Here is a 14,470-nt window from a genome sequence, read left to right as displayed (position 1 = left end):
ATTTAACAAAATTGCACATCCAAAAATAACTATTACAACCTGTAACCGTTTTTCACTTCCCACCTTGCCTGCCAGTGCGAAGGATACTCACGCTTTCCAAGTTTATCAAACACAACGACAACTATCATCAGAATAATAACACCTACCATAACGGGGTTTAAGTGTACATATACCCCAGAACCTAAACCTCCGGACTGTACTGCTACATAAGCTATGGCACCTGCCGGAGGATGAATAGAGCATGTTACCATTATAAGTACGACCGCAATGGCAACGCCAATTGAAATCTAATACCAGTTAGTGCCAAACAAATCATAAATCACACACCATGAGCACGCACCGGCAAAATGCATCATAATCACATTTCTAGGCTGCGCCAGGGGGGCTTTATACGCCTCGTAAATCAACACCGCAGACGCACCAAAAGGGCCTAATAACATAGAAAATCCTGAAGAAAACGCAAGCCATGACGTAATCTCTATGCCTTTGATCGCACCAAACAAGGCTAAACCACAACTCCCTCGCAGAAATCGCCGAATGCAACATTTTCGGCAACTTCTTTACCGTCTCTAAAAGCGACATTTTTTTCTCTCCCTCATTTTTTAGATGCAAAAAAAATTCGCTAAACAAGCACAACAACAGATATTATTACCATCATCTCACCATCTTAGCATTTTACAGGGTTTCATTTCCTCTGCACAAAAAACTCCTGCTGCATAACTCATCCGTCAACCCCAATCACGAGTTATCCGCTGTTCAGAATAATGAGGATAAGACCCCTGCATAACGAAAAAATCATGTCCCCCTCTCTCTTTCTCTCTTAACACGCCCTTAATTTACCAAAATCTTTCCCAGATGAACAAGTATCATCAATAAAAACAAAACAACCATCAACATTAACTACGGCCATACCAAACCTATTAGAGTAAATTGCAAGACTTGCATTTGTACGGTATACGACATATACGAAAAATATACCAACACCCCCACAAAAAACAAAAAAACCTTCCCCTGATAACGTAACATATATAAATACCTATATTTGCGTAATAATCAGAAAAAGGGCGCTCAAATAAAATATTTGCAGGCAAACATTAAAAATATTTCATAATGCAATAGCAATTTCAGTATGAAATCATTTTATGCCATCATCGGGAATTTCATGTTGGGGTTTGATTTTGTATTTTTTGATCTTTCTCCAAAGTGTTGTTGTCGAAATGCCGAGCACTTGCGAAACCTTTGTCTGGTTGCCGCCATATTTATTCATTGCCTCAACTATGGCGTTTTTTTCCTGTTCCGACAGGGTTTCAACAATAGAAGATTTTACCGTCACATCCCTCTCCGGATTGCTATTATGCGCAACAAACCCTCCCGTAGGAAGCGGAAGCGCCTCTACCCCGATTACCTGATTCTTCGACAAGGCAACCGCCCTTTCTACAATATTTTGCAATTCCCTGATATTGCCCGGCCAATCATAATTCAGCAAAACAGCCATCGCGCTACCGGAAAAGACCCTTTTGTCCTTTTTTAATTTATCTGTATACAACTCCAGAAAATAATTGACCAGCAAGGGGATGTCTTCCTTTCGCTCTTTTAATTGGGGCAAATGGATGCGTATAACGTTAATACGGTAAAACAGGTCTTTTCTAAACCGTCCCTGATTAACAGCCCTCTCAAGATTTTCATTTGTTGCGGCAATAATCCTCACATCCACATGTATTGATTTGTTTCCGCCTACCTGTCGAATTTCCCCATCTTGCAGAAAACGCAAGAGTTTTACCTGGGTAGAGGCAGACGTTTCCCCGATTTCATCCAGAAAAATAGTTCCCTTATGTGCATGGTGGAACAACCCTACCTTCTCTTTCACCGCCCCGGTAAAAGACCCTTTTGCGTGGCCAAAGAGTTCGCTCTCCTGCAAATTTTCCGGTAACGCGCCGCAATTAATAACAACAAACGGGTATCCGCTGCGGGGGCCGTTGTAATGAATCGCCCTTGCAATCAACTCTTTCCCGGTTCCGCTTTCTCCCGTTATCAGGACAGTGCTTTCGGTGCGGCTCACATCTGCTGTAACCTTCAGTACCTCTACCATAACGGCAGAATTGCCGATAATCCCCTCCAGCTTATATTTTTCCCTTACTTCTCCTTCCAGATATTTAAGCCGCTCTTTCAGTTCCTTTTTTTCAAGGGCATTCTTAGCAACCTTTAACATTTCCTGATAACGAAAAGGCTTGGTGACATAATCGTACGCGCCTTCCCGGATCGCCTGAACAGCCGTGCTAATAGCGCCATATGCCGTAATTACTATTACCTCGGTCGCCGGATTTTCTGTTTTTACGGCATTGAGCACCTCCAAACCATTCACCTTCTTCATCTTTAAATCCGTCACTACCAGATCGTATACGTTGCCGTCCGACAGCTTCTTAATCGCACCTTCACCACTTGATACACACTCTACGTGATACCCTTCGTCCTTAAACGCAATCAGGAGGGACTCTCTCATTGCATCCTGATCTTCTACTACAAGTATTTTATAGTTTTTCATGATTAAAAAATTATCCTGCCAAAAGGTTGCCCTGCACATCCTGTTTTTCGTTCATAACGGGCAATTTTATATAAAAAGCCGTTCCCCTGCCATATTTACTCTTCACATCTATCGTACCTCCATGCTCATCAATGATACGCTGAACAACGGACAGCCCAAGCCCGGTGCCTTCCGATTTTGTCGTATAAAAAGGCTCAAATACCTTGTTTATTTCGTGCTCAGCCATCCCAATCCCGTTGTCCGATATGATGATCTCGATTGCATTTCTCAAAAATAATGTAGTTTTCCGTACAACAATCCTGATTCGGCCGCCATCGGGCATTGCATCCAAAGAATTTATAAATAAATTCCATAATATCTGATGGATTAAATCCGTATCAATATAGACTTTAGGCAGTACGGTTTCGTAGATTTCCTTTATTTCAATTTTATCCGTAAACCTCTTATCCTGCCCTAAGAGAAAAATGGTATTTTTAATTATTCCCTTGATGTCCTGCAAAACTAAGGAAGGCTCGCGGGGATGCGCAAACGACAGGAAATCGCTTATAATCCTGTCCAACCTTTCCGATTCCCCGACAATCATTTCCAGCAAATCCATGTCCTGTCCGGACAATTTCAGATGTGAATCTAAAATCCCAACCGAATTGCAGATTGCCCCCAGAGGGTTTCTTATTTCATGGGCAATTGCGGCGGCCAGTTCACCCATTGAAGCCAGTTTTTCGGAGCGCCTGACCTGATCTTCCATCCTTTTCCTCTCGGAAATATCTCTGACAAACTCTCTGATAAATATACATTCGCCTGTTTTCCGGTTGTAAAAACCCGTCCCATGAATCTCGACATTTATTTCATTTCCGGATTTCGAGAGAAAGACCGTTTCCAGCTCGCTGCTTCCCGTCTCTTTTATCAGGTTTATATGCCGTTTTATCTCGTCGCGGTAACCGGCAGGAACGATATCTCCAAGTTTCATCTGTTTCATTTCTTCAATAGCATATCCCAGTTTGTTTAGCTCCGTTTTGTTGACGTCGGTAAAATTCCCTTCAGGATGAATCTCGTGAATCATTTCCGGCGCATTCTCCACAAGATCCCTGTATTTTTTTTCTGATTCTTTGATAGACAAAAACAGCCTGGCATTTTCAATGGTAATCGCTATTTGAGAAGTCAACTGGTTTAATACGTCATAATGCATTTCCTTAAAAGCGTTTTTCTTATAGCTCCCTAACGTTAACGTCCCAATCGATTCCCCTTTTGATTTCAATGGAAAACATAAATAGGAATGTATCTCTTTTTCATAGAGTTTGTTGTCGAAAGCGTATTCTCCACTGCTTGTGTCCGCAACAAAGACGGGGACTCCCTTTTCAAAAACAATGTCCTGCGCCATTGTTTTTCCCGGTAGTTGTTGAATGCCCAGCCAATTTTTTGCCAACAACACCCCGTCAACAATATTCGATTCTTCAAACATTTCAGGCCCGTCCGGAAAATACGCTACGCTTAACCATGTAATATCAATCATGCGTTTCAATTCCCTGAATACCGCCTCATAAACCGCCTTAATATCAATGCCGGAAGCTATTGTCTTATTAATATTATTAATAATATCCTTTTCCAGGGCTATCAGCTTAACCTTTGTGATGTCCTTTGAAATGACTACAAAACCAATGGGTTTCCCATTTTCAGAGCGCCGCAACGTTGCCGTATCATGCACCGGAAAGACTTCGCCGTTTCTCCTCCGTTTCAGCACTTCGCCTTCAAATCGTCCGCTCTTAAAGGCCTTTTCAAGGATGAAATCTACCTTTCCGGACTCAATATCCTCTTCCACGTGAAGTTTTCTTATATTAGCAATGCCAATCATCTCTTCCTGCCGGTATCCAAAAATCAAGCTCGCACCTTTATTAAAAGCAAGAATGTTGCCGCTCAAATCCTGGGCAATAATAGAATATTCCGTAGAACCAGCGAGGATACTATTTAAAAAATTGGTGGTGGACTGAAGTTCAAGTGTTCTTTCCTTAACTTTATTTTCAAGATCAATCGTATAATTTCTCAGTTTTATCGTTTTTTCTTCAAGAGACGCCGCCATCACATTAAACTCTTTTGCCAGTTTTCCTATTTCATCGTTTCTTTCTTTATATATGACCCTTTGCCCCAGATCACCGCCGGTTATTTTCTTCGTTACTTCGGTAATTTCATAAATAGGAGAGGTTATTCTCCTGCTAAAGTAAAAAGCAGCCAGGGTAAGCGGAAATGCCAGCACCATTAACATAGAGAGTACAAAGTTTTTTAAACTATAGGCAGTTTCATAGCCTTCGTGAATGTTTATCTGTGTAAGCAACCCGCAGTTAATATCGGCAATCCAGCACCATGCGCCCAACACTTTGCATCCGTTATAATTAATATACCCTTTTGTATCGTATCCATCTCTGCCGCTCAAACACTCTGCCGCTCCCGCAGTACGCATTCCGGTACGGGGATTTAATACTTTTAATTCAAATATGGTGTTTCTTCGTATCAGTCCTGAATTTTTTAATTCCTCTAAAAACCGTGACTCTGTTACCATATAACCTTCCCGGTTAATCAGAAAGGTCTCTCCTGTTGCCCCTAACTTTACATTTTTTAAAATATCGTTAAGGGGCGTTGTATCTATGCCAAAAACGACGGCGCCCAGAAGAGAATTGTCCGGTTTAAGGATCGGAGCAGATAAAAATATTACATAACTTTCCGCAGAACGGCCTGCCTCATCCTCCATGAAAAAAGGCGTGATGCCTGACGTCTCCATTTCCCCCATTAGCGCTTCACGGCAATACTCAGCATACCTGTTGCTTCTTTCAGCAGGTTTTGGAGCCGAAGCAACCACGCTTTCCTCCAGGGAGACAACACCTATCGTTTTATATCCATACTCGTTTTTAATCTTTTCGGTATATGCTGACAAGGCGGAAAAATCATCGCCGGAAATGGCACTTGCAAATGAAACAGAAATATTTTTTGTTATCATTTTCGCCTCGTGTTTCCGCTCATTAAGCCACATCTTTATCAGCTCTGCCTGCTTCTGTTTCACCCCTTCCAGGTTACGCACCAACACACCTTCCAGGTCAGATTTGGCCTTGGGGAATGCGAAAAAAAGAAGCAGCAACAACGGCGTAAATGAACATAATAACAATATTAAAATGAAACTTTTTTTTATGGATTTAAATAAAAACATAATCTGTGTTTTTAACAAGGTAAAAGAATACTTACGGGAAAATTAGGAACAAGCCGTAAGATGTTTGGTGTTTTCTCGTTTTTTTTGCGGCACATTTATTCTTTCCTGTCGTGTTCCTTACTTTCTCCAGCCCGCTGCTCCAGCAAGGCTCTCGATTTCTCAATCGCTGCATGAAGTTTCTTTTCCAACAACTCTTCTGGAGGCAATTCGGTTAAATATTCTGCAATCTTGAAGTCTTCGTTATCAATTGCCATTCGCTTCTGTCTGGCAACAAAGGTAAATCCTGCGCCAAGTTCCAGAATAAAAGATTCCAGTTCCCTTAGAATCGCAGCCTCCATGTCAGATTCGCTGTATATATCTTTCAGATTTAAAAAATCCAGCACGTAGGGATCGCGAAAAACAAGGTCTGGTGATATTTTATCGTTAGAACGTAATTCAGCCAATTCGTGCTTTGCCAATTCTTCTGGTTTTCTGGAAATAGCCGTGCGCTCATAAAGCATTGAATCGATCTTCTTGCGTAGGGTACGTACACTCCACCGCTCTACCCTGCACATTTCAGTGTAAAACTCTCGTTGCAAAGGTTCTTTTAAGGGAATTAGTGCGATAAAATGAGTCCAGCTTAAATGCCGTATCAGCGATACGACAATCTCTTTGGATGGGTAAACATCTGCGAATTGAATCATTCTGCGCAGATTTTTTCCGGAAAAATTGTTGCCATATTCCAATATTAATTGTCGTGACAGTGATACGATAATCTCTCTGCCATATTCCGCCCGTTTTCCTTTCAGAATTTCTTCATTAACCCGCTTTCCAATCTGCCAGTAAAGCATGGTTATAGCGGCATTGACCGTTGAGGCAACTGTATGGCGGGCTTCCTCGATAAGGCAACGAACGTCCTTATAAAAGTTGCTTACAACAATATCTTCCACATTTTTTTTCATCACTTTATATCCTGCCCTGATTTTGTTTTGACCGAACCTACCCTGAAGTGTATGTCCCTGACTATACCCCTCCGTACAGGAATATTTTCACCGGAGAACAACCTCTTCCTTATTATTCTTATTCCGATAAACAAGATACAACAATCCGTCTGCCATTGAATAATTGTAAGGGAAGGGGCACAATGTCCCGCTTAATTTACTTATCATATAATTATACATTTCTTCCGCCTTTTGCGGGGACATACCCTCCTTCACTGCATATAAATACCCTAACCCCAGATCCTCGCCTATCGGTGACCGTATACTTGCCAAACCATACTCCGAAGGATTATTGACAATCGGCGAATCCTTTTCCATACCAAACAATGACGGCAAACAAGAATATCCCGCAGAATGCAGATACTCTTCGTTCAGCACAAAGTCAAGTGTTTCCATCGCTTCATTTTCAGTCTCCGTTGGAAACCCCACTATGACGTAAAGGTGAAACGAAATGCCCGCTTTCAAACATTCATCCAGCGTTTTTTTTACTACATCGCGTTTTGTCCCCTTTTTCATTTTATCCAGCACACGTTGACAATACGACTCCAATCCAAACACCAGCTTTTGACACCCTGCTTCCGCCATTTTTTTCAAAACGTCTCCGGTAAGGGCTTTTTCAAAACGCACGCCTCCCATCCATTTTATTTCATCCCTGCTTTCCAATAAGCATTGAGAAATTTCACGCAATTTATTCATCGGGACCGATTCATCCGTAAAGAAGAAACACTTTGTTTGGTATTCCCGTGAAAGTTTCTGTATATCTTCCATTATCAGGTCAGTGCGCCGTAACCGAAAGTTTCTATGGTCAAGGTGCAAATTACAAAAGGCACATTTCCTGTAATAGCAACCCCGCGAGGTCTGTATGGGCAAAACAAGAGAGGGGGTAAAGTAAAGAGACAGAGGGAACCCTTTAAAATCAGGCGTCGGCAAGGTATTTAAATCTTCCGAAAAGTAATTATCGTTAATCTTTATAACGCCTTTTTCCCGGTAAACAAGATTTGGCACCTTTTTGAAATCATTTTTGCCATCCACCTGCGCACACAATTCCAGTAGTGCGTGCTCTCCCTCAAAAACAATAAAGCTGTCCACCAGTGCAAAAAGTGAATCAACCTTTTTCAATTCCTCTATGAGTTTCGTAAAAACACTTCCGCCAACGGTGATGTGAATTTCCCTGTTTTGTTCTTTTATTAGCTTTGCAAGGGTGAGGCCAGGTACTATTTGCGAAGTGTTAGTAATAGAAATACCTACTATTTTTGGCGTCGTTTCCAAAATTGAGGACAGGACATATTCTTTATAAAAGGAGAGAAAAATATTTTCTCTCTCTGAATGGATTGCCTGCAAAATATCGTTCGAGGAATATACTGAAAACCTCATGGTGTTACTTACCGCCGTCATCACTGAAGGATAAAAAAGGGACGACATAAGCCGAAGGGCTTCATTCACAATATAGACGGCTTCCATATAGCTATCAAGGTGGTAGAAGGCATCAGACCGCAAAATATTTTTTGCGCGTTCTACGTTATGTATGAACCACGGAAGTGCTTCCACGGCCTCTGTTAAAGCATTTCTCTCTTCATGATAATTGAGGCTGTTTATGAGACGTCCTTCTAAACCGCGTAATTTATCCGTAATTTTATTGTAAGATTCGCCGCATGTTTTCTGCGTCAGAAGCATATCCAGCAGCTCGATATTCAAATCTCTCTGTATAACATCGCTGACGCCGTTTTGTTTTAAAAAGGCAGTTAAGGAAGGCAGACTGAGATATGGTTGAGAAGGATGCCATGAAGGAGGAAAAAGCAACAAAACTTTCATTCTTTCACCTTTCTTGCGCTTGTTTCATGGTGAGCGCCACGTCACGCAACGCTCATTGAACAACTATTCCATACATAACCCTATGCTTCAGCATAGATTATGTATAGCAGGCACTGCTTACCGGAAATTGGGCTGTTACGAAGCACGACTTACGATTTACGATTTTAGATTTGGAATTTTAAATCGTACCTCATACTTCATAAATCCCTGCGGGATTGAAAGTATAAAACGTATGGTTCCGGCTTCGTCGTGAGATCAGCCGGACGGTTGCAAACCTGAACCCGCGCAGAGCCGTTCAGAGAGAAAGATTTTCTTCTCCCTTTTTGGTCTTTGCGACTTTGTGTGAATATTTTCATTCCCATTCGTGAGCAACAGTTCCTGATGTTTAATTATACTGCATATTGCGCGTGGTGACAAAAGTACCTGTAGCGGCAGGAGTTCCCCACCCCACCGCCCGATACGGTTGCTGTCAGGAGGAAAACCCCTGACAGCGCAGAAAAATCACCTATTCTCATTCACGGCAATACTTTCGGCGGCATTATTGACTCCAAATTCAACGCCTCCCTCCCGCTCAAAACGTTCATCTGTTTCTGCGATTGCGTCTTTACAGGCAAACCGTAAATCTTAATAAATCCAAGAGAAGCCGCATGGTCGAAGACGTCCGTTTTCTGGTAAGTAGCAAGTTCCTCACTATAAAGGGCGTGAGGCGATTTTCTCCCGACTACGGCACAAGACCCCTTTGACAATTTTACGCGAATCGTTCCATTCACAATTCTCTGACTGCTCAATACATAAGCGACAAGATCCTGATGAAAGGCAGAAAACCAAAGGCCATTGTAAATCAAATCAGCATAATGACTTGAAACTATTTCCTTAAAGCGCAAAGCATCTTTTGTCATATTCATGCCTTCGAGCGCCTTATGTGCGGCATGAAGTATAATGGCAGCCGGCGCCTCGTAAATTTCACGCGATTTTATCCCCACCAGCCGGTTTTCTATATGATCAATGCGGCCAACGCCATGCTCTCCCCCCAGTGCGTTTAGCGTATTAATAAGCGCAACCCCTTCTGTTTTTTTGCCATTTAACGCTATCGGGATACCTTTTTCAAAATCGATTTCTATATATGCCGGTTCGTCAGGGACGTCTTTAATATTTCTCGTCCATTTATAAACATCCGCAGGCGGTTCCATCCAGGGGTCTTCCAATACGCCGCACTCAACACTTCGCCCCCAGAGGTTTTCATCGGTGCTGTACGGACTATTTACTTTTGCCTCAACATGGATTCCATGTTCTTCCGCATATTGAATTTCTTCATCCCTGGACATCTTCCACTCACGCAACGGGGCAATAATCTGTAATCTCGGGTTTAACACCTGTAACGAGACATCCAAACGAACCTGATCATTCCCCTTACCTGTGCAACCATGGGCGACAGCATCCGCCTTTTCATCTTCTGCCGCATCCGCCAGTAATTTCGCAATAAGCGGCCTGCCCAAGGCGGTTGCCAACGGATACACCCCTTCATATAATGCGCCCGCCTGCAATGCCGGCATGACGAAATATTTCACAAATGTATCTTTCGCATCGACAACAATGGCCTTCTTTGCCCCTATTTTCAAAGCCTTTTGACGAATTGATTCAAGATCTTTTACGGCACCCAGATCAACAGTCACCGTAATAACATCCATATCATATTTTTCCGGAATCCACTTAATGGCCACAGATGTATCAAGCCCGCCGGAATACGCCAAAACCACTTTTTTTCTTTGTTTCGTCATAAAATCATTAAACTCCAAGTGTTAAATTACACAATTTAGCTTACAGGCTTGTCAGCATGTTACACAAGATAGATTTGCGATTTACGATTTAAAATCGTACCTCGTAAATCGTAAATCAAAATGCGGACGCCTTATCTTTTTTTGACAACCTTTGTCATGTACCGTAAAAGAACCAAACGCGACACAATTCCCACCACCTTGCCGTCCCTTAACACGGGAACTGCGTGTATTTTTCTGTTCAACATGGCGGCTGCAACTTTTATTATGGTATCGTTCTCGCTGGCAGTAGCGGCCAAAATTGGTTTTGACATAATTTCGGTAATATCCATATCTTTGCACTCAAGACATCTTTTATCAAAATAATCTTCACCCATAATTGAAAATAATGCGTCATCCGAATTTAAATATTTGGGCATAAGCACCTTTAAGAGGTCGGTCTCGGTTACAACCCCAACAAGTTTTTCCTTATCGTCCACCACAAATATGACGTGAAACCTGATTTTCCCAAGCATTTCCATTAGGTTGTAAAATGTACCAGAAGCAGGCACTACTGTTGGATCTGTAACCATAATGTCTCTGATTTTCATACGATATTCTCTCCCTTCCCTAAAAAAATAGTTTATTTATTTTGACAATGATGTGTTTTCCGGTTTTAAATAATTGAAGAAATGAAGGACATATTTTATATCAGATAGTAAAATGTGATTACAATAAAATTTTCATTTCCCGTATGGAAGTCGTTGGTCATTAGTCATTGGTCAGCAGTCAGCAGTCAGCAGTCAGCAGTTTAGTTTTTTAAAAAAGCAAAAGCGCTCGTTCCAAGTCTGTCCAGCTTGGGAACGAGATCGAAAAACGGGCAAATGCTTCGCCCCTACAGTTTTACAATTCCCCCGGATCAGGGTTCTGCATTTAGGTTCTGGACTTTAAAATACCTCCCCCTTGTTTTTTTTGTTAACTTTATCAGAAAAAGGAAATATCTTGAGAAGTATTGAAATATTTAGTTAACTAAAACAATCAATACATTCCTTATTCCTGCAAATAAAACAAATTTTCAATGTCCGGCACATATACCCATGAATTCGTCCCTTTTGTTTAGAAACAGAAAAATTAAAAATCCGCTTTTAAAAAACGTTCACAACCGGCTTGACGAAGCGATTGAAGTCATTAGGGAAAAAGATCCCGTTTTTTACAAGAATTGCCATAAATTATTTCCCGTTCTTAAGACGCCTGAGCATGTCTGGAAAATACCTTTGGAATTCTACACTGATGGCGGCGTAAAATTAGTTCTGCGAATAACGGTAGTTTTCCACAATCTTGCCCTTGGCCCGCCTAAAGGTGGTATCTTGTTAATCCCGCCCCATATTCTTGGGGATGGCTTTTTTGAACTTTTTGACCAATTACGGAAACAAAAGACATCTCTTGATGAAATACGTGAATTTTGTTTTGAATGGGTCTCTGAGGGAATTGAAGCCCTTTCCATTGTAACCACGTTAAAACTTGCTCTATATTCCCTCCCGCTTGGTGGAGGAATGTGCGGAATTTTTCTTGGCAAACCGGAATATGACAGGGGAGAACTATTTCTTAAATCCATTGACCTGACAAATAATGAAAAAAGGAGATTGGTCAGGGAAGTAGGTTACTTACTTACAAAAGAAGGGATTATGGGGTATGATGCATATTCCCCCGGCCCGGACATAGGCACCGATGGCGCAATGATGGATTCTATTGCAGATGGCCATTTCAGGGCATTAACTGAGATGGAAAAAATCAGAGAAAAAGGGCTTTTGGAAAAATTAAAAAGCATCAGGGATGCTGAGATTGTATGGACAGTAGATTTGCCTTATTTAAAAACAGCAGCGGCGTTTGCAAAGGAAATAAAAATACCGGCGGAAGCAAAAAGAAGCGTCCCGGAATTGGGCGCCGTTACGTTTAAAACTCACGGCGGATTAGCAGGCAGAGGAGAAGCCACAGCATTTGCTGCGGTGGAAATCACGAATATTCTGGTTTGGCACAATGAAGATCCAAAAGACTATTTAAAAGTACGGATTGGAAGGGAAAGAAAGAATTATTTGGCGGAAAAGACGGTTGTTATTCACGGTTTTGACAACATCGGGTTAAACGCGTCACAGTTCTTTTCACGAAAAGGAGCAAAAGTAGTTGCGGTAAGCGAATATGAACGGAGAGAAAAGAAATTAGTGGCGGTGTATAATTATGAGGGGATAGACGTAGATGCGTTAATCAGGCATAAAGAAACATGCGGCGGCATTTATGGCTTCCGGGGAGCAAGTGTTTATGCCGAACCCTATCAACTACTGAATGAAAAGGTTGACATCGTTTTTCTGGCTGCCATAGAAAACCAGATACACGACCATAATGCTGAAAGCATTCAGGCCCGTTATGTTATTTCTGCTGCAAATGCAGGCATCTCCCAGGAAGGGTATCACATACTGATAAAAAAAGGGAAGATTGTTGCCAGAGATTCCATTGTAAAATCCGGAGGAATTATCGCATCTTACCTTGAAAAAATACAAAATGCCCAGAATGACTACTGGGAAAAAGAATACGTCTTTAAAGATATTATATCGAGAATCGAAAACGTTTTAAAAAATAATGTATTCAAAAACCTGGTGGAAAAACACTCCATTGATTTATCGGTCGCAGGCGATGTGGCGGCTATCAAAAGAATCACCAGCACCATGGAGGCAAAAAATGCACCGCAAAAGAAAATGAAAGACAAGAAACCCTTAATAATAGGCATCTTTGATTCCGGACAGGGCGGGATTATTGTAACGGAAAAACTTAACAGGATACTGCCCGTGGGAAATATAAAACTGCTGCTTTTTACCGACAAGGCGAATTTCCCGTTCGGACAAAAATCAAAGGAGGAAATAAATGACATCACCTTTCGGGCAGTTCATGAAATAAACGAACGCTGCAAAACCATGCATCAATCAAACGGGTTTTTCTACCGGTTTATTTATAATACTCCGTACTTTCTTAAAACAGTATTCATCTGGCTGGGGATCATTCCCAGAGACGTCATCGTCTGCTTTGCCTGCAATACGGTGGATACCATGGTTAATCATAAAAAATTACGTATCCGTTTTCCACACATACAATTTATTGGCCCTGTAAAGAAAACATTATTAAAAATAAACGCGCTGCCAAAAGACGCAAGGATTGGCATTATTGGCACGGTAGGAACAATAAAAAGCGGCATTTATGAAAAACGTATCAGAGAAGCAGGATACCATGTGTTGGCAAAGCCAACCCCATTACTGGCGGTCTTATCGGAAATGTTATACAAAAAAAGCTTTGATACGGAAGAAAAACAAAAGGAATTTTACAAAACAGCAAGAGACCTCATCTATGTAAATTTAAAAGAATTTATAAAAAAAAATACTATTTCTCACCTGTGTCTTGCCTGCACGCATTACGATTATTTAAAAAGCACACTAAAAGACCTCTTCGGCGAAGTGGAATTTATCAGCACGGTGGAAACCGTAATTGAAGAAGTCCAGGACATCATAAATCAGATACCATTGCAAATGGGGGAGCGGGAACTGGAATTTATAAAAAGGGCAAGAAAAGGGAAAGATTTAGACCGCCTGATCCTTGAAGATATTATTTCCTCCCAAAACCTGTCCCCGGAAGAAAAGGTAAAATTAGGAGACAGGGAAGACCAAATCAAAAACATACTGCAAAATAAATTAGAGGGAATTACGGCTGATGAAATTGAAGAAATGAAGTTTTTTGATAGTAATAGTGTTAAAGTAAAATATAACGGAAAGGAAAGGCTCGTAAGCCTTTTTCATTTGCAGTAAACAAAAACTGCAAAAAAAACAGTAACTATTAAGCGTAAACATTACACGACTACCGGCGGGTTCAGGTTTGTAAACCAATGTCATTAAGTTAAGAATTATTGTAACACTTTGATTTTAAAAAAAACGTATTACCGATAAGCTACGTAGGAGCGGCCTGTCTTCCTGTCAATCATATACAGGCCGTTCCTACGTAGCTATTTACCTGTTGAATTTTATTGCGCTACAAACAGACCGCCCCTAAAGGGGCTACATTGTTTTTTATGTCCCCTTGGATTTTTCAAATAACTAAGGTGCTATGAATTATTTGATCAAAAACAACCCCCCTTTTCCCCCCTTAATAA

General features: G+C 41.3%; 7 protein-coding genes and 1 pseudogene. 1 reads left to right on the top strand and 7 read right to left on the bottom strand.

Annotated features, from left to right (window positions below; all coding sequences use genetic code 11):
• Positions 1-32 precede the first annotated feature (32 nt).
• From QZT26_RS06975 to QZT26_RS06945, 7 genes and pseudogenes are all read right to left on the bottom strand, one after another.
• A pseudogene (locus QZT26_RS06975) lies at positions 33-440 on the bottom strand (HPP family protein).
• 695 nt (positions 441-1,135) lie between these two features.
• A complete protein-coding gene (locus tag QZT26_RS06970) occupies positions 1,136-2,542 on the bottom strand; it encodes a sigma-54 dependent transcriptional regulator (RefSeq protein ID WP_099324391.1) in 1,407 nt (468 codons plus the stop codon).
• A gap of 10 nt (positions 2,543-2,552) precedes the next feature.
• Complete coding sequence (locus QZT26_RS06965) at positions 2,553-5,609, bottom strand: PAS domain S-box protein (RefSeq protein ID WP_164994655.1); 3,057 nt, start codon at positions 5,607-5,609, stop codon at positions 2,553-2,555.
• A 221-nt stretch (positions 5,610-5,830) separates the two neighbouring features.
• Positions 5,831-6,676 carry a PDDEXK nuclease domain-containing protein gene (locus tag QZT26_RS06960; RefSeq protein WP_295101386.1) on the bottom strand — a complete coding sequence of 282 codons (846 nt, stop codon included), beginning with the start codon at positions 6,674-6,676 and terminating at the stop codon, positions 5,831-5,833.
• An 87-nt stretch (positions 6,677-6,763) separates the two neighbouring features.
• Complete coding sequence (locus QZT26_RS06955; RefSeq protein ID WP_295101370.1) at positions 6,764-8,527, bottom strand: radical SAM protein; 1,764 nt, start codon at positions 8,525-8,527, stop codon at positions 6,764-6,766.
• A 515-nt stretch (positions 8,528-9,042) separates the two neighbouring features.
• On the bottom strand, positions 9,043-10,305 hold the full coding sequence (locus QZT26_RS06950) for an argininosuccinate synthase (RefSeq protein ID WP_295101369.1): 1,263 nt from the start codon (positions 10,303-10,305) through the stop codon (positions 9,043-9,045).
• A gap of 131 nt (positions 10,306-10,436) precedes the next feature.
• Positions 10,437-10,892: a CBS domain-containing protein gene (locus QZT26_RS06945; protein WP_099324394.1), complete on the bottom strand. Its 456-nt coding sequence runs from the start codon at positions 10,890-10,892 to the stop codon at positions 10,437-10,439.
• A 486-nt stretch (positions 10,893-11,378) separates the two neighbouring features.
• On the opposite strand from QZT26_RS06945, the gene QZT26_RS06940 reads away from it, so the two are divergent.
• Complete coding sequence (locus QZT26_RS06940; protein ID WP_295101366.1) at positions 11,379-14,129, top strand: Glu/Leu/Phe/Val dehydrogenase dimerization domain-containing protein; 2,751 nt, start codon at positions 11,379-11,381, stop codon at positions 14,127-14,129.
• Positions 14,130-14,470 lie beyond the last annotated feature (341 nt).

The organism is uncultured Candidatus Kuenenia sp., from assembly GCF_900696675.1.
Taxonomy (GTDB): Bacteria; Planctomycetota; Brocadiia; order Brocadiales; family Brocadiaceae; genus Kuenenia; species Kuenenia stuttgartiensis_A.
Note: the sequence above shows the minus strand (reverse complement) of the source record. Positions and strands in the feature narration are given on the sequence as shown.